This window comes from Niabella aquatica (genome assembly GCF_054779315.1).
In genome coordinates, this window is the sequence record NZ_BAAGYM010000007.1 from 34,473 (window position 1) to 52,635 (window position 18,163).

Sequence of the window (18,163 nt, forward strand, 5' to 3'; positions counted from 1 at the left end):
TTTAATAGCCTTCGTTTTGTACAAGATTGCGGTTTTTAGATATTTCACTGAAAGGAACAGGGTACCGGTACATGCGCGGCGCAAAGAACTGGAACGGTACAGCTAAGGCCTCCACGCTGTATGTTACGTTGGCGCCGGTTTTTGTAATACGCATACCATGCAGTGGCCGGTTGTAGATGTTTTCTGCAATTTTCCAGCGGCGCAGGTCCCAAAACCGTTGCTCTTCAAATGCCATTTCTACCCTTCGCTCATTCCTGATCAATTCGCGCATTTGTTCCTGCGTAAGCCCGGCCGGAACGCCATAAAGATCCGGGGCCGTACCTGCAAGGATACCGGCTCTTTTCCTGATCTCTCTTAAATAAGTGTACACTGAGTCTACTGGCCCGTCCGCTTCGTTCTTCGCTTCGGCAAACATCAGCAGTACATCCGCATACCTGAAAATGGGGAAATTATGGTTCTGGTTAGAATAGGCTGTCCCGGTGCTGAAGTTGCCCATGAACTTGCGCATATAATATCCTGTTTTAGTTTGTACGGTGGCGCCACCTGGCCGGTCGGCTCCTCCATCGTATGTTTCCACCGGCCTGGTAAGCCAGGGCATACCATTATAAAAAACAGTGAGCGACAGGCGGGGATCCCTGTTGGCATAAGGGTTGTTGGCATCATAGCCAGTGGCGTTACTGGCCGATTTTACGTCTTCATCAATGGCTAATCCTTTTATGGTTGTAAACGCATCTACCAATTCCTGCGTGGGGCTGGTACGTCCCCGGCTGGCAGTATTGCCGCTTACATAGCCAATGGGCGCATTGTTCAATTCCACGTCGGTGGTTACCTGGCGCTGGTAGGCCAGTATCACTTCGGTGTTTTTACGGGCCAGGAAAACATTACTAAAAGAGCTTTCAAGGGAAAAACCACCTGCTGCGGCTTGCACAATAGCATCTGCAAGCGCATCTTTCGCCCTTATCCATTTGTTTTTATCGTTTGCAGCATTGTTTAAAGAACTTGCGGCATAGAGCAGGGTTTTGGCTTTTAGCGTAAGCGCAGCCATTTTGGTAACACGGCCATAGTCGGCATTTGAAACCGGATCGGGACGCAGATTGTCTTTAACCGCGTCGCACTCGCTTACAATATAATTTACGCATTCATCGTAAGTGTTTCGCGGCAGCCTGAGATCATCTTCTAAAGTAAGTATATTGTCGCCCAGCAAAGGCACACCACCGTAGCGTTTTACCAGCTCAAAATAGAACAAGGCTCGTAAAAACCGGGCTTCTGCCATCCAGTATACACCCTCCTGCCTGATGCTTGCTTTAAGGGTGATTCGCGGAAAGTTTTTTAGGAACAAATTGCATTTCCTGATGCTGGAATAGTTGGCGCTCCACGAATCATCGGCATTATCTATAGGCGAGTACCCACCGCTGGTAAATCTTGCGATAGTAGTATTGTCAGCCGACGGAACAGCATCGTCAGTGGCCGTACATAAAAGGTTTCCTCCAATGCGGTTAAAGCCGGTTGGCATTTCGCCATAGATCGTATTTAAAAAGTAACCGGCATTGGTGCCTAAAGAGTCTTTGCTATCCCACAGATAGTCTTCTTTGATCCGCTCCATAGGCCAGTCTTCCAGCTTCTGGCAGGATGAGCTGATAAAAACCATTGCGATAAATAAGAAATATATATACCTGGTCATCTCTTTATATTTATAATTTGATATTAATTCCGAAATTGAAAGTGCGGCGCAGCGGGAAAATAGAATTATACGATTCAGGGTCAAGATAATTCTGCGTGTCGAAAGAGTACAGGTTGAACCCATTGGCAAATACGCGTACTGCCTCTAATTTTATCTTTTGTATAAGCTTTGCCGGTAAAGTGTACCCGATGTCTACGTTTTGTATGCGCAGGTAATCCATAGAACGTACCCAAAAGGTGGATGCACGCTGGTTATTGGCGTTGCTGCCTATGGAAAGCCGGGGGTAAGTAGCATTGGTAGCGTTGGCGGGTGTCCACCGGCCTAAATGATGCTCAAATGCCTGGCCCGTTCCGTTGTTTTGAAACTCATATTCTAATGAGCTTGTTACAGAATTGTAACCAGTGCTGCTTACAATATCGTTATTGGCAACACCCTGCACAGATATACTCAGGTCAAAACCTTTGTAGTTGAAGCCGGCAGTAGCACCGTAATACAATAAGGGTTTGATGGTGCCGATAGCTGTTTCATCAAACTGGTTGATATAACCATCGTTGTTCAGGTCTTTGTATTTGATATCTCCCGGTTTGGGCACATAGCCGTCCACAGCAGGGCCTGCATCAATTTCGGCCTGCGACTGGTAGAAGCCATCTGCTACATATCCAAAGGTCTGTCCAACAGGTAGGCCTGTTCTTTGCTGGTAGCCATAGGGCCGGTACACTTCATCGCTGAATAATACTTCTGATTTTAGCATGGAGAAGTTAGCAGACAGGAAATAACCTTTGTCCTCATGGCCTGCATTCCATGTAATATTATTCTCGATACCTGTATAGCGGTTCTTACCCATGTTTTCAGCAGGGTAGCCTTGACCAATGAGACTAATGGAATTTCCGCGTGTCTGCATCAGGTCAAAATAAGTGTCATTAAAATATTCTGAGGTAAGCTGCAGCCTGTTATTAAAGAATGCAGCCTCAATGCCAACGTTCAGCTTATGGGCTTTTTCCCATGTGGCGTTGGGATTGGCAAGCACCAGTTCCGAAAAGCCTCTTGCCAGCGCGGGCGTTGCACCAAAATAATAGGCGGCTGCAGAACCCCAGTAATCGTAGTATTGTTCATATACATAGTACCCCACATTGGCATTGCCGGTAAGACCATAGCTGATGCGTGGCTTTAGTTTTGTTATCCATGCAGCATCCGACAGGAAAGATTCTTTTGCCAGATCCCACCCCACAGCGCCTGCGTAGAACCAACCAAATCTTTTGCCTGGCATAAAGCGGTTGTGGCCGCCATAGCTTACAGTTGCCTCTGCAAAGTATTTTTTTGAGAAGCTGTAAGCTGCATTGGCTGCTATGTTGGTATAAGTGGCAGGCAATTGCAGGTTGGAGGTGGTAGACTGGTTGTCGGCCAGTAGCAGCAGGTTCCAGAAGTTATCGCCGCTGACTTTGTCGTAACCCATACTTATTTTTCCGTAAGTATAGGTACGTCTGGTATCGATTGATAAGATGTTGGGCTGTGCGGTATTGTTTCCCATTTGGGTATAAACCGGCAGGCCCGAATTAATGTTCAGCCTGTAGGTAGCAAAACTTTTGGAACGGTTCACCGTTTGATCTACTGTATTGTTATAAGACAACGTACCCTTTGCCCACAGCCCTGGCAACCACGCGTCCAGCTTCTGGGTGATCTCAATATCGCTTGATAAATCTCTTAAGGTGGATTTGTAATACCCCGATTTATTAAGCATCCCGTAAATATTATTGGAAAAATTCTCATTTCCTCCCAAAGAACTGTCGGGGTTGAATATAGTGTAGGCATTGGCGGGAGTAAATGTTAGCGCATTAAACACACTGCTGGTAGTGGCTCCCGGCTGGTTGGCATTTTGAATGCGCCCGAAAATATTCAGTCCCACGCTAAGGGTTTTGTTCAGGTTCACTTTTACATTAGACCGCACTATGTAGCGATCGGTGCCGGTATTGGTACTGTACGAATTGATATCGGCTGTATTAAAAAAACCGCCTTCTTTCTGATAGTCGAGGGCAACATAAAAGGCTGCTATCTCGTTACCGCTTTGTATGTTCACATTATACCTGTCAAGCGCTGCATGCTTATTCAGGAAATATTTCCTGTAATCGTTGTCAGGATGAAATAACGGGTCTGACCCATTCTGGTAAGCCAGGATATCGCTGGCCGAATAAATAGGAGCAAGGCCATCATTGTTACGTGCTTCGTTGTAAAGAATGGCGTAATCTGCCGATGGCAATGTTTTTGTTCTGTTTAATAATTCCTGTATGCCCCGTTGTGCTGTAAACGAAAGCCTGAATGGCGTGGCAGCAGGCCGTTTGGTGGTTACAAGGATGATATTGTTGGATGAGCGCTGCCCCAGCATAACGGTAGCGGGCGCATCTTTCAGCACCGTTACGGATTCGATTGACTCCGGGTCGATCGATGCAAAATCCCTGGGCACCCCATCCAGGAGTATTAATGGTACCTGCCCCCTTATCTTAAAATCGATAACGCCGGTGGGATTATCGGTATCCTGAACGCCGCTGCGCTGCCTGGTATACAGGCCCGAAAGCCGCCCCGGCAAAGCCTGAAGAAATGATGGCGCGGGTGTGGTGACCAGTTGCGGTGTATATACCGTGGCGGTGGCCTGCAACAACATGTCTTTCGCCTGGTGTTTATTGAGCAGTACTAAACTGTCGTTTTGAAAGGATCGGCCAATGGTATCACTGATTGCTCCATAACCATTTTTTGAAATGTTTTGGGCAGCAATAGTATATATTCCGAAACTTAAAAATGTAAGCAATACAAAATGTCTCAATTTCGTTTTGTTGGTATAACTGGTCATATATCTTGCTTAATGAATTATAATTTATGGTTGCGCGGCGATACAAATACCTCAATATGCTGTTTTAAAAAGCACATGTATAGTGAAGCAGCTTTACTTCTCAAGAACACATACCCCGTTTAACTAACAGAAATATCAATCAGTCTCTTTAGCACAGCAATTGTTATTTTGCAATCAATCAATGTAAATGTAGCCAATTGCAACACGCTTTAAAAATGCATATCCGCAAAAAGCGAGTTACAACGTTTGAAATTGTCAAGAAATTGGAAGAGTGTTGCTTTTTTAGTAAGTAATCAAATGATTTTAGTTGTTGAGGTGATGATGGGATAAAGATATTTTTTACTATGGGGCAGATAAACTAATGGACATTTGCTGAACTTATCGTAAGTAAATGTTGTTTATCTAAAAATCCCTATATTTCAGTAGTGAAAAAAGGAGTTACAATAAAAGATATTGCCAAAAGGCTGAATATGTCGGTTTCAACAGTTTCGAAAGCACTCAATAATAATCCTTTAATAAGTAGTTTTACGAAAGAGAGGGTTCAAAAGCTTGCCAGAGAGTGGAACTATATTCCTAATGAGGCCGCCCGTCACTTTAAACAAAGCAAATCTTTTACTATTGGTGTAATTATGCCTGATCTGCTGGATCAGTTTTATGTGCTTGCGATAAATGGAATAGAGGAAGTTGCCAGTACAAAGGGCTATAGTGTTATTATATCCCAAACCCACGAAAATACAGCTACAGAGGATAAACTGGTGGAGAACATGATTAAAAACCGTGTAGACGGAGTTATTATTACTGTTTCAAAAAACTCGAGGAGCTCAGACAGGTTTCAGCGGATGATTCATGCCGGAATTCCATTTGTATTTTTTTCGCGGTATTACCCTGAACCGGAGTTTGATTACGTGTCTACTGATAATGCCGGAGGTGCCAGGAAAGCCGTAGAGTTTCTTTTGGAGCGTGGTCATAAAAGAATCGCCCATTTGATGGGACCATCATTTTTGAGAACCAGCATACAACGTTGTAATGGCTATAAGGATGCTCTGAAGAAGCATGGTATTTCTTACGATCCGGATTTGGTAGAAGAGGTAGATCTTTCTCCGGAGCAAACTTTTTCTTCTGTAAAAAAGTTAATGACGATGAATAATGCGCCTACTGCTTTTTTCACCTTTAAAAATTATATCAGCTTAGACCTGATTAAAGTACTCAAAGAGCAGTTCTCCATGCATCTTAAGCAAACAGAAATTGTAGGGTTTGGTAACCTGCCATTGATCCAGTACCTGGACTTTAAGCCTATTGCATCTATTGATGAAAATTCTTTTAAAATGGGCGTGAAGGCGGCAGAACTTATTTTTAGAAATATTGATAAAAAGGAAACGGAGGGAGATAAAAACGCACAGCATCTCTCAGTTCCCTGCCGGCTTATTATTCATTAAGAGACAATTGATGCTGATTGTTATTTTGTTTAAAAAGAGGTCAGATGGCTGAAGATTCTATACTAAAAAAGCGCAACGAAAACTCGCTGCGCTTCTGATTTTTATATGAATTAGTAGAGTGGGTTTTGCACTAATTTTTTGCTTATCTGGATTTCAGACAATGGTATAGGGTACAGGTACATTCTTTTTTCAAAAGGTCTGTTCTCAATAACCGTACGTGTATAAAATTCCTCAACAGAAGTATTGAACATGTTCATCCCGTAAATGGGGCCACCCTGTCCGCCTTTGCCAGGTTCGCTTTCTGCAATCATCCAGCGGCGTACATCAAAATAACGTTGTCCTTCGGTAGCCAACTCTACCCGCATTTCATGGCGGATGGCCTCCCTTTGTGCGTCCTGATTTCCAATAATGCCGGGTTTAACAGCAGCCAGTTTAGGTATGCCGGCACGCTCTCTTACTTTGTCTATGTATTCTATAACGCGGGGGTCCGAAGGAGTTACTTCATTAAGTGCTTCGGCATATAACAGATAGAACTCGGCCAGACGGAAGATAATACCAGGGCGGTACTCGCTTCTTGGGTTACTGCCGCTGTTATACACCCGTTTACTTAAGCGCTTGTAGCAGATATATCCTGTCCTCGAATAGTCGGTTGAGGCTGTATTATCGCTATTCCCCGGTCGGTTAAAGATCACCTGAGTATTCCCAACATGCCATTTGCGGCGGTTATAAAACACTGTCTGGTAAAACCGGGGTTCCCTGTTTACGTACATCATTCGGGTACCTGCTTCAGTGCGTCCGGAAGGATCCGTACCTGCAATGGAGAATCCGGTTTCTGTATATAGTGGAGACTCATTAATATCAAGCCCGTCATTCATAAAAAAATCATCTACCAGCGACTGAATCACAGCCAGGTAGCCTGTAGTAGCAGTGCCACCTAGCACACCCCGTGGAACCGACCATCCATCTACACCGCTAGTTGGTACAGTACCCCAATTTACATCAGAGCGTGCAAAAATCACCTCCTTATTATAGGACATAAACATACCGTAGAGGCTTTGATCGGGATTGTAAGAGCCGTTAGCGTTATATACTTTATACAATTCATAATTTCCGCTGTTAGCGTAATCTATAAAGTCCTGTACCGCGGCCAACGCTTTTTGCCACTTAGTGGCATTGTAAGTGGGAAACAGAGCTTTGCCATCCGGATTTTTTACCTGTATGGCTTCGGAAAATCCGCCGTTAAAAAGAGGACTTGCTGCATACATCCATAACCTGGCGCGTACCGCAAGAGCTGTTCCCTTAGTGGGTAATGCCAGCTTTTGTGTATTGCTTAAATCAGGGTTGTTTAATTTATCAGCTACTGCCAGCATTTCGGAGTCGATAAAGGCAATTACTTCGTCCACGGAATTTCTTGCAAAATCCAATTCCGGACTGGACGGATCAGCTACTTCTGTCATTATAGGAATGGGGCCATACAGCTCAAACAACAGATAGTGATAATAGGCCCTTAAAAATCTGGATTGTGTTTTGAGTTCATCCAGTTCTTCAGCGCTTATAAATTCTGCTGTCCCAACCTGTGGTATTTCTTTTGCTCTTTCTAAAAAGATATTGGCTTGTCTTATCAGTTGATAGAGTGACCACCGGCCATAGGCAGTAGTGGCTGAAGTATAAGGCGATAAATTGAAATCACTGGTACCCTGTAAGCGCTCCATCTCATCGGAAAGCTGTGGCCAGGGTAAGTTTAAGCCGGTTAAATCCCTGGCGTAATCTGCTGTATTAGGAATTCCGGTATAAATATTCCGCTGCCACAGGCGTGTATCAGTAGGGCTGGAGAATATTTTTTCCAAATCCCTTTCTTCAGCCAGCTCTTTCGATACATCAAGGTATTTTTTACAGGAACTGCTTACTCCCATCAAAAATATCAGTGGTAATAGTTTTATGATCGTTTTCATCCGTATAATTTTTTTTCTTAGTAGTATTAGTTAAAAAGTCATTTCCAAACCTACGGTCCATATAACAGGTATAGGGTACTTAGTTCCTGCTGCACTATTACCAAGTTCCGGATCGTACATTTTTACTTTATCCCAAAGCGCTACATTTTGCCCCATAACATATAAACGACCTGATTTCATTTTTACCTTCTCCAAAATGTTACTGTAGAAATTATATCCTGCTTCTACATTCTTTAACCTTACGAACGAGGCATCTTTAATCCACCAGGTGCTTTGCGTATTCGTATTGACCATATTAGCTACCCGGAGTCTCGGGAAGAATACATCCTGGGAAGGGTTTTCTTCTGTCCAGCGGCTGTCTACAATTTCTTTTCTTACATTACTTTCCATTACTCCCCAGTGAAAAGGCATAAATGCATTGGCCTGATTGTTCAGGTTTATTGAAACATTACCGGCTCCCTGAAAAAAAGCGCTGGCGTAAAATCCTTTATATTGAAGATTGATCCCTGCTCCATAAATAATTTCTGGCACAGTTGGGTGGGCCGCGTCTTTAATCCTGTCAAAGTCATCAATAACCCCATCGCTGTTCAGATCGCGGTAACGAATGTCTCCGGGCATAGGATTGGGCAACCAACCCGGACGGGCTATTCCATCTTTTAAGGTGTACATAGTTTTTCCGTTTCCATCAGAAGTTATGTTAAAATCGGATTTATCAAAAAGCCCATCCGCTATCAACATATTATTAAGTGCATTCAGGCGCGTTCCTGTAATATTCATCCAGGGATGTACCTGGGGAATTTCATCATATTCGAGTATTTTATTTCTGGCGTAGGTAAAGTTGCCCCTTAGCGATATTTCAAGTTCGCCGATTTTTTCATTAAAACCGATACTGCCATCCACCCCTTTGTTGCTTACCTTTCCAAAATTTTGCCAGGGCGCCTGGCGGAATCCTGCTACAGCGGAAAGCGTTCGACGTTGTAGTAGAATTTCTGTACGCAGGTTATTGAAATAATCTATCTGTAGCGTGAGTTTATTTTTCCAGAATGCAGCATCAATACCTATGTTACGTTTCATCTCTATTTCCCATGAAAGGAATGGTGCCGCAAAGCGTCCTTCAATAAGACCACCTATACTATTCGTAGCTCCTGTAGAACCAATGCCCCAGCTATACCCGGTAGAAGTGCTAAATGTAGGGCGATACATAAAGCGGGTGCTGGTACCGGTATTGTCATTGCCTGTTTTCCCGATCGATCCCCTGATCTTGAAACTGCTGATTACGTTTTTTAACTCACCCGGAAAATAGGGCTCATTGGTAAGGTTCCAGGCCAATCCTAAAGCCGGGAAAAACCCGTAACGATATCCGTCAGCGAAATTTTCGCTTCCTGTAATACCAAAGTTGCCTTCCATAGAATAGCGCCCGTCAAATGAATAGGTAACACGTCCTACATAAGCTTGTTTTTTATATGCCAGGGCATCGTTATGCACCTGCCTTTCTTTCTGATAAGTGAGCAACATCCCGCTTACGGCATGTTTTTCAAAATTACGGTTGTAGTCTAATGCGGCCTCCATATAAATCTGTTTTTGACCTTCATTGGTCTCTGTAGGGTCTGCAAAAGCTACTTCATTAGTTACTTTTCTGAATATCAGCTTTCCATCGGCATCCCTTCCAGTGGCGTAATAAGTGGCAGGCGTTTTACGTCTGCTCATATAAAAAATACTGTTCGCGTCGTAGCTTATTGCTCCACGTATCTTTAGTCCGCGGGTAATAAAATCTAATTTTTGGGTCAGGTCAATTCTTGATTGAATATAACTTCGCCATTCTTTAGAATAACCATACTCCATTAGCTGGTTATAGGGGTTCACTTTATTGTTGTCTTGAGAAGGATGCGCTGCCAGTGTTCCATCAGAATATACAGGAGGTATAAGATGAGGAGGTATCCTTGAAAACCGCTCAAAAAGATTGGTACTACCGTTAACGGGATAAGTGGTCTGCAGGTATTGCCCGCTGATGTCAACGCGCAGCAGTGTGGTTTGTGTAATATCCATATCAATGTTACTGCGCAGATTATAACGCTTCAAACCAGCATTGGTGTTATATTCAGAATTTGATTTATACATACCACTTTCCGAAAAATAAGCGCCTGATACAAAAAAGCGGGTCTTACCGGAGCCTCCTCTGAAATTGAGCGTGTGCCTTGTATTGTTTGTATGTTTACGCAATAATATATCATACCAGTTACTGCTTGGGTATAAATCAGGATCCTCTCCTGATGCATATTTGGCGATCAGTTCATCACTAAAAGCAGGCTGCTGCCCTTCATTTCGAAGCGCTTCATTATATAATGAGAGATATTCTACCGAGTTGGCCATTTGAGGAACACGGGTAGGCGTAAGAGCACTATATTCTCCTCTGTAAGCAATCACTGTTTTTTGCGGCTTACCTCTTTTTGAGGTAATGATCACTACACCATTTGCGCCCTCTGCGCCATATACCGCTGTGGCGGCGGCATCTTTTAAAAGGGTAAAGGTTTCAATTTCGTCCGGCTCAATATCATTCATGTTGCGCGGTACGCCATCAACCAGCACCAAAGGGCTGGTGCCTCCGGCAAAGGAACTGCTACCGCGTATCCAGAACTCTGCATTATCGTAGCCTGGTTCACCCGAACGTTGTACTGCGATCAAACCGGGAATCTGCCCCGCAAGATTATTGCTCAGGCTCCTGTTAGGCATTCTAAGCTGTTCTCCTCCTACGGTAGTGACCGCACTTACCACGCTTTGTCTTTTTTGCTCTCCAAAACCAACTACTACTACTTCATTCAGTTTCTGAGCTTCCAGGTCGGGTTCTATTTGTATCACAATTTCTTTCTCTGCACCGGCTGCAATAGTAAGCCGCTTGTAGCCAACGTACGTGATCATCAGCGAGTCCTGGGCCGACTCTACTTCAATTATGAATTTTCCCTGGCTGTCTGTTGATGTGATTTTAGATGTTCCTTTAATGGCTATCGATGCGCCTATAACAGGTTCTTTCTTTTCATTCAGTACCGTGCCGTTCAATACCCATGACGGAGGATAAGTTACGCCTCCTAATTCTATAATGGTAATAAGGTTGGCTGCGGTTTTGCGGTAAGTCAGGTTGGTATTCCTTAATACTTTTTCCATGACATAGTCAACGGATGCGTCTTTTGCATATATATTTACCTTTAGAGTACCAGGAAGCGCTTCGCTTTTATATACAAAATTGTAATTGCTTTTTTCAGCAATCTGTTTCAAAACAGTTTCGATACTTACATCTTTCAGGTGCAGATTGATCCGTTCCTGGCCTATGCTATAATATGCGAAGCATTGAAAAGATGCAAGTAAAACAAAAAGAACAGTTAATTTCATCAGCAGTAAATATTTGATGAACCTGTGCGTCGCGTTTTTTTGAGAGAAACGACGATTAATTTTCATAATTTTACAAATAAGTATGGTGAAGTAATATTGTCCAGCAAGGCAATTATTTCAATCATTTATCAATGGGGCGTGCGGCAACACGCTCTATTGTTTTTTATCTATCTATTTATTTATCTTCTCTGTTTTATTTTCTTATGTCTTCATAATATGTTTTTTAAATGAATAATATTCTGTTATTGAGATATTGTTATCTTTTTATTATCAATATTATAACTGAACCTCCCTGCCAACTTTAAGGATTGCATGACTTCTTCAAGTGTAGCATTGTCAAACTCCGCACTGTATTTCGTTTGTTTCAATGCCTGGCTTGTAATCGTAATATCTACATCGTACCAACGTGCCAGTCGTATGGCAATATCCTCAAGCGTACTGTTTGTAAAAACCAGCCGGTTTTGCACCCATTGTGTTTCTGCCGATCCGGAATCCAGCGCTATTTTATTGATTTTACTTAGGGTGAACATTGCTGTTTCCTGTTGCTGCTTTTGTTCTTTTTTAGTAACAACATCGGGCGTGTTTTTTACAGACAGCTTTTCAAAGGGTTTTAGCATTACTCTTTTATCGTGATACTTTTTTAAGCTTACTTCTACAGCCCCACGAATAAGTGTTGCCTCTGTGTGCATTTCGCTTTTATAGGCACTTACGTTGAAGGCTGTTCCCAGTACAATTATGTCCATAGCTTCGGTGTGGACTACAAAAGGCTTTGAAGCATCTTTTACTACATCAAAATAGGCTTCTCCGGTCAGTGTCACATCTCTGGTTCCGGTGCCAAATGATTTTCCGTAAGAGATCTTGGTATCTGCATTTAACCAAACCTGTGTACCATCAGGTAAAACGGTATAAGATTTCGATCCCCGCTGAGTGGCAACGATATTATCTTCACCCGGCAGCCGCATGCTGTTTTGATGCCTGAAGAATAGTATGCCTATAATGACTACCAATACGATACAGGCTGCCGCGAGCCTGTACCATAACAACCGAAAGCTTTTCCTTGGATGCTTGTATCCGTTTTTCAGAGATAATCCGTCTTCCGGAAGTTTGGCCTGCAATGAGGACCAACGGGACTCAAAATCCTTTTCATCAATTTTCGCAACATCTATCCTTGCTGTATCTAATACATCAAATGAGCGTGCTAAGAGGGCGTACGATTCATTATTATTAATCAGCATGGTTAATTCCTGCTGTTCCAGCAGTGTAATTTCCCTGGAAGCGCGCTTTGCTAACAATTCTATAAGCCTGCTTTTACTCATTCCTACCCATTTTATCTATAAAGACAATGAGTATTTGTAAAAACCCTTACCTGGGCTTAATTTTTTTTTTTGAAAACCAGTGGAGGCTGTTTCTATAAGCCGGCTGCTTTTTTTATTCCGGTGAAATCTGATAACATTCCTTCAAGGCATTCTGCCAAACGATTGTAAGCTAAGGTCATATGTGCTTCTACTGTTTTGGGAGAGATGGATAGTAGCTGGGCAACCTCTTTATATTTAAGCCCTTCTTCTTTTATAAGCCGAAAGATCAGGCGACATTTTTCGGGAAGCTCATTAATGGCTGCTTCAATCTGCCGGATATTTTCTTTTTGGATCGTCCCTGTTTCAGGATCATGCAGGCAAATAATTTCCCCGGTATCAGCCAGGCTGTCGAAAGTGACTTTTTTCCTGCTACGAAGATAATTAATGGCAGTATGCTTGGTAGCTGTGTATAAATAATAAGAAAAGTTAGTTATGGCAGGAAGGGCTTTCCGGTTAGACCATATTTTAATAAAAACGTCTTCCACTACCTCTTCTGACAGTTGTTGATGGTTGAGAAACGTGTTGGCATAAGAAAGAAGCCGGGGTAAAAAATGCTGATAGAGTTTTTTAAACGCTCCCTGATCATCTCTTTCTGCTATTGCAATCAGGCACGTGGAAGTATTGGTTTGTAGCATGTATATTGTTAAAAATAGCTTTTTTTTAACAATAACGAAATTTTAATAATAAAAATTTAATAACAGAGGGAAGATATCTAATGGTAGATAGTTTCAAATCTGGCTTACATTATCTCTTCTTATTATAGAAAAAAGCCGCTGATCTTTCAGCGGCTTAATTAGGCGTCATCTTGTGCCAACCGGTTGGCTTCGGCAAGAATAATTCGATAAAGAGGTTTAGCGAATTTCTTTTATCCTATCGGAAACACAAGATGACATTATTTTTAATTTTTCAGATCTACCTTGCGAGTGATACTATAACGAAAGATCTGCCAAAATGTTATAGTAACAGGTGCTTAAAAAAAGTTAAGCTATTTTCCGGTCATTAACTTTCTTAAATTCATCAGCCCATATCTCATTCTGCCCAAAGCTGTATTGATGCTGCATCCTGTCATATCTGCAATTTCCTTAAAGCTAAGGTTGGCAAAATGCCTCAATATAATTACTTCTCTTTGCTCTTCGGGCAATTGCTCCAGGAGGTCTTTAGCCTTGCCCATGCTCTGTACTTTGATTATTTTATCTTCTGCATTCTGTTCCGTACAGTTGATAGTATCCAGTACTTCGTTATCTGAACTGTTTTTTGCAAAAGGAAAGCGTTTCAGCTTCCTGAAATAATCTACACAAAGGTTGTGCGCAATGCGCATGGCCCAGGGTAAAAATTTGCCCTCTTCCTTATATTTACCACTCTTAAGCGTTTCTATTATCTTGATAAAAACATCCTGCGAAATATCTTCTGCATGATATTTATCCTTAACAATAAAAAGTATGGTATTAAAAAGCTTGTCTTTATATCTTTCAAGTAATGAATCGAGGGCCGATTCGTTACCACTTGCAAACAAGTGTATCAGCTCGTTATCGCTCTTTTTTATATCTGTAGTCATTACTTTTTAGAAATTAAATAGCCAATATTTCTTTTCTTTTCGTTCATGTACCTTCTCACAAGATTTCTTAACTCCTGCAAAGCACCCAAAAAAATAATCAACATTGTTAAAAATTTTGTTAAAATTATAATTATTGTATTTTAAATTGTTGATAATCAATAGGAGTTGTTTGAGTTTTTCTTTTTATGGAAAGTGTAATCACTGTATAAAAAGTATAACAAACATTTATTTTCCTGAACAAATTTGCTGTTACATTTGTAAGCATCAAAAGTAAGTTTTCATAATGACCGTACATAAAAACACAAACGGAGAAATATTAATAAAAGGAGCGCGCGTTCATAATCTTAAAAATGTAACTGTAGGTTTTCCCAGGAATAAATTTATTGTAGTTACGGGGGTATCAGGTTCGGGAAAATCTTCCTTAACCATTGATACTTTGTATGCTGAAGGGCAGCGGCGCTACGCCGAAAGCTTAAGCGCTTATGCCCGGCAATTTTTGAATCGTATGAATAAGCCCGATGTGGATTATATTAAAGGCTTGTGCCCGGCAATTGCTATTGAACAAAAAGTGATCACCCGTACACCCCGGAGCACTGTGGGCACCATGACGGAAATATATGATTACCTGCGGTTGTTATTTGCCAGGGCGGGATCTACTATTTCACCGGTTTCGGGTAAAGAAGTGAAAAAAGATGATGTGGCGGATGTTATTGAAGCTATCCGGCAATTACAGGAAGGGGATAAAGTATTTATCCTTGTAAAATTTAAGCAGCACCGCAACCGTGATACTAAAGAAGAGCTGAATATACTGCTACAAAAGGGATTTAGCCGTATTGCTGTTGATGCCAACAGCGGTAATGATGGAATGGCGGTGAAAAGGATAGAAGACCTGCTGGAACTAGATGCAGATGAAATGAAAAAAGAATGGCAGCCCGCAAAAACAAAAAAGGATAATGTTTATATTCTTATTGACAGAATTGTTGTAAAGGAGTTTGATGAAGATGATATCCATCGCCTCGGGGATTCGATCGGCACTGCTTTTTACGAAGGAGAAGGAGCCGTTTATGTAGAAGTCGTTCTGCAGAATGGAAAGAAAAAGCTATTAAATTTTAATAACCGTTTTGAGCTGGATGGTATAGTGTTTGAAGAACCTCAGCCTAATCTTTTCTCGTTTAATAATCCTTTAGGTGCCTGTCCTACCTGTGAAGGCTTCAGCCTGGTGCTGGGGATTGATGCAGACCTGGTGATTCCGGATAAAAGACTAAGTGTATATGAAGGGGCTGTAGCGCCATGGAAAGGAGAGAAGCTGGGAAAGTGGAAGGAGCATTTTGTAAGAAATGCATCAAAGCAGGGATTCCCGGTGCATAAGGCGGTTGCAGATCTTACCAAAGAGCAATACAATTATTTGTGGAGGGCCCATGGCGGTATCAACGATTTTTTTAAGGAAGTAGAGCAAAACCTGTATAAAGTGCAATACCGTGTATTGCTGAGCCGCTACCGGGGCCGCACTTTATGTCCTGATTGTAACGGCTACAGGTTGCGTAAAGAGGCTTTGTACGTACAGGTAGGCGGTAAAAATATAGGGGAGCTTTGTGAAATGCCTGCACGTGATCTGAAAGCATGGTTTGATAAGCTAAAGCTGTCCGATCACAAAAAAGAAATAGCTAAACGTATCCTTATTGAAATCAATAACCGGCTGAACACATTGTTAAAGGTTGGGTTAGGCTATTTAACCATGAACCGTGTAGCGAATACATTAAGCGGGGGGGAGAGCCAGCGGATACAATTAACGCGCAGCCTGGGCAGCAATCTTACCAACTCGTTATATATTTTGGATGAACCGTCTATTGGCTTACATTCGAGGGATACAGATAACCTGATCAAAGTCTTAAAAGAGCTGCGCGATCTGAACAATACGGTTGTTGTGGTAGAACACGATGAAATGATCATGCAGGAAGCCGATCATATTATTGATATGGGACCACTGGCATCTCACTTAGGCGGGCAGGTGGTTGCCGAAGGTGATTTTAAAACGCTGATAAAAAACCCGGACAGTTTAACCGGTAAGTATTTGAGCGGCGAATTTTCTATTGCGCCGCCAAACACAGTTCGTAAATGGAACCGTTCTGTAAAAGTAGAAGGTGCGCGGCAGAATAACTTAAAGGACATAACAGTTGAGTTCCCTTTGAATGTTTTGTGTGTGGTGAGCGGCGTAAGCGGCAGTGGCAAAACTACGTTGGTAAAGCAGATCCTTTACCCGGCTTTGCAAAAGATGAAAGGAGCGTTCAGCGGTGATAAGGTGGGTTTTCATAAAGCTATTACCGGCGATGTGGCAAGCATCCAGCAGATAGAAATGGTAGACCAGAACCCGATCGGAAAATCGTCGCGTAGCAACCCGGTTACCTACATCAAAGCATATGACGAGATACGCGATCTTTTTGCCAAACAGCCTTTAAGCAAGATGCGTGGCTTTCAGCCCAAGCATTTTTCTTTTAATGTAGACGGCGGGCGTTGTGATACCTGCAAGGGTGAAGGCGAGCAGGTAGTGGAAATGCAGTTCCTGGCCGATGTACATTTGGTTTGTGAAAGTTGTGGGGGCAAACGTTTTAAAGAGGAAGTTCTGGAGGTGAAGTATAAGGATAAGAGTATTTATGATGTACTGGAAATGAGTGTAGATGAAGCTATCGAATTTTTCGGCAGCGAGAGGAAGCTGGCCGATGCTATACAGCCCCTGAGCGATGTGGGTTTAGGATATGTAAAGCTGGGACAATCGTCTGATACGCTTTCTGGCGGTGAGGCGCAGCGTGTAAAGCTCGCTTCTTTTTTAGGAAAGGGGAGGAGCAGCAATAAAGTGCTTTTTATTTTTGATGAGCCCACTACCGGCCTTCATTTTAATGATATAAAAAAGCTCCTGGCTTCCTTTAACGCGCTGATAGAGCAGGGACACTCTATATTGGTGATCGAACATAATACAGACGTTATCAAAAGCGCTGACTGGCTGATAGAGCTGGGTCCTGAAGCAGGTGATGGAGGCGGCGAATTAGTGTTTGCCGGCAAACCGATGGATATAAAAAAAGTAAAGCAAAGCTATACGGCAAAATATTTGTAAATGGCAGGCATTATATATTATAAACAATTGCAAACGCCCATAGGGCCGATGATTGCCTGTTCTGGTAACGAAGGCATCTGCGTGCTCGAATTTTATGAAGAATCGGAATTGGAGCGGAAAATAGCATCGGTTGAGAAAGGATTAAAAGCTGCAATGATCAAAGAAAGCACGCCTTATCTTGAACAGGCAGAAAAAGAACTGGAACAATATTTTGCCGGGGAGCGTAAAGCCTTTGAGGTAGCATTGCAATTACAGGGTACTGAATTCCAAAGGCAGGCCTGGCAGGCTTTATTAACTATTCCTTATGGCGCTACAAGATCGTATATGCAGCAAACCCTTTCATTCACAGTGCCCGAAAGTATCCGGGCGGTATCCAGTGCTAATGGTAAGAACCCCATAGCCATTATTGTTCCCTGTCATCGGGTGATAGGAGTGAACGGGGCATTGACCGGTTATGCAGGCGGGTTGTGGCGTAAGAAATACCTGCTGGAGCTGGAGGCCCGGGCAAAGCAGGGAAGATTGTTGTAAGTGTTGCATGATGCTCAGGTGCGATATCATTTTTAAAGAAACAAATTTATGTTTTTGCCTCAGCGCAACAGATGCTTGTCTCGTAGAGACAAAAGCTTTATAGCGATGTTTTCACAGGTTTTTTGGCGCGCTATAGGTGCGCAACATTTACCAGGGAAATGATTTAAATTGCTGATATCAGGAGTTCATTTGTTTTTAATAACTTTTCAAAAAAGGATGTCATAAACAGGCACAAATAATTGCGAATCAAGTTCTTTAAAATGACAAGTAGAAAAAGCTTCAACTTTGAAGAGATAAAGCAACCTGTGGCAGCGTAACAGT

10 protein-coding genes are annotated in these 18,163 nt (G+C 42.4%); 3 read left to right on the forward strand and 7 right to left on the reverse strand.

Annotation, left to right across the window (positions count from 1 at the left end):
• Position 1: 1 nt before the first annotated feature.
• Entirely contained in the window at positions 2–1,681 is a 1,680-nt protein-coding gene (locus tag ACYVBM_RS06925; protein WP_460684908.1) for a RagB/SusD family nutrient uptake outer membrane protein, read from the reverse strand.
• Between the two features lie 10 nt (positions 1,682–1,691).
• Positions 1,692–4,496: a SusC/RagA family TonB-linked outer membrane protein gene (locus ACYVBM_RS06930; protein WP_460684909.1), complete on the reverse strand. Its 2,805-nt coding sequence runs from the start codon at positions 4,494–4,496 to the stop codon at positions 1,692–1,694.
• 452 nt (positions 4,497–4,948) lie between these two features.
• Here ACYVBM_RS06930 and ACYVBM_RS06935 point away from each other — a divergent pair, with 452 nt between their 5' ends.
• On the forward strand, positions 4,949–5,959 hold the full coding sequence (locus ACYVBM_RS06935) for a LacI family DNA-binding transcriptional regulator (RefSeq protein ID WP_460684910.1): 1,011 nt from the start codon (positions 4,949–4,951) through the stop codon (positions 5,957–5,959).
• Between the two features lie 110 nt (positions 5,960–6,069).
• On the opposite strand, the gene ACYVBM_RS06940 is transcribed toward ACYVBM_RS06935, so the two are convergent.
• The 5 genes from ACYVBM_RS06940 to ACYVBM_RS06960 all read right to left on the reverse strand — a co-directional run bounded on the left by ACYVBM_RS06940 (position 6,070) and on the right by ACYVBM_RS06960 (position 14,205).
• Positions 6,070–7,911, reverse strand: a complete 1,842-nt coding sequence (locus tag ACYVBM_RS06940) for a RagB/SusD family nutrient uptake outer membrane protein (protein ID WP_460684911.1) — start codon at positions 7,909–7,911, stop codon at positions 6,070–6,072.
• 30 nt (positions 7,912–7,941) lie between these two features.
• Positions 7,942–11,361, reverse strand: coding sequence for a SusC/RagA family TonB-linked outer membrane protein (locus ACYVBM_RS06945; protein WP_460684912.1), 3,420 nt, complete (start codon positions 11,359–11,361; stop codon positions 7,942–7,944).
• 176 nt (positions 11,362–11,537) lie between these two features.
• Positions 11,538–12,611, reverse strand: a complete 1,074-nt coding sequence (locus ACYVBM_RS06950; protein WP_460684913.1) for a FecR family protein — start codon at positions 12,609–12,611, stop codon at positions 11,538–11,540.
• A 92-nt stretch (positions 12,612–12,703) separates the two neighbouring features.
• Entirely contained in the window at positions 12,704–13,285 is a 582-nt protein-coding gene (locus ACYVBM_RS06955; RefSeq protein ID WP_460684914.1) for an RNA polymerase sigma-70 factor, read from the reverse strand.
• A gap of 350 nt (positions 13,286–13,635) precedes the next feature.
• A complete protein-coding gene (locus ACYVBM_RS06960; RefSeq protein ID WP_460684915.1) occupies positions 13,636–14,205 on the reverse strand; it encodes an RNA polymerase sigma factor in 570 nt (189 codons plus the stop codon).
• 283 nt (positions 14,206–14,488) lie between these two features.
• Between ACYVBM_RS06960 and uvrA the strand changes: the two genes are divergently transcribed.
• Positions 14,489–17,314 carry an excinuclease ABC subunit UvrA gene (uvrA, locus tag ACYVBM_RS06965; RefSeq protein WP_460684916.1) on the forward strand — a complete coding sequence of 942 codons (2,826 nt, stop codon included), beginning with the start codon at positions 14,489–14,491 and terminating at the stop codon, positions 17,312–17,314.
• On the forward strand, positions 17,315–17,842 hold the full coding sequence (locus ACYVBM_RS06970; protein ID WP_460684917.1) for a methylated-DNA--[protein]-cysteine S-methyltransferase: 528 nt from the start codon (positions 17,315–17,317) through the stop codon (positions 17,840–17,842).
• Positions 17,843–18,163 lie beyond the last annotated feature (321 nt).

Excerpts from the sequence above, each read along its gene's own strand:
- ACYVBM_RS06950 (WP_460684913.1), bottom strand. The coding sequence starts at position 12,611 with ATGAGTAAAAGCAGGCTTATAGAATTGTTAGCAAAGCGCGCTTCCAGG.
- ACYVBM_RS06960 (WP_460684915.1), bottom strand. The coding sequence starts at position 14,205 with ATGACTACAGATATAAAAAAGAGCGATAACGAGCTGATACACTTGTTT.
- ACYVBM_RS06925 (WP_460684908.1), bottom strand. The coding sequence starts at position 1,681 with ATGACCAGGTATATATATTTCTTATTTATCGCAATGGTTTTTATCAGC.
- ACYVBM_RS06970 (WP_460684917.1), top strand. The coding sequence starts at position 17,315 with ATGGCAGGCATTATATATTATAAACAATTGCAAACGCCCATAGGGCCG.
- ACYVBM_RS06945 (WP_460684912.1), bottom strand. The coding sequence starts at position 11,361 with ATGAAAATTAATCGTCGTTTCTCTCAAAAAAACGCGACGCACAGGTTC.
- ACYVBM_RS06955 (WP_460684914.1), bottom strand. The coding sequence starts at position 13,285 with ATGCTACAAACCAATACTTCCACGTGCCTGATTGCAATAGCAGAAAGA.
- uvrA (WP_460684916.1), top strand. The coding sequence starts at position 14,489 with ATGACCGTACATAAAAACACAAACGGAGAAATATTAATAAAAGGAGCG.
- ACYVBM_RS06940 (WP_460684911.1), bottom strand. The coding sequence starts at position 7,911 with ATGAAAACGATCATAAAACTATTACCACTGATATTTTTGATGGGAGTA.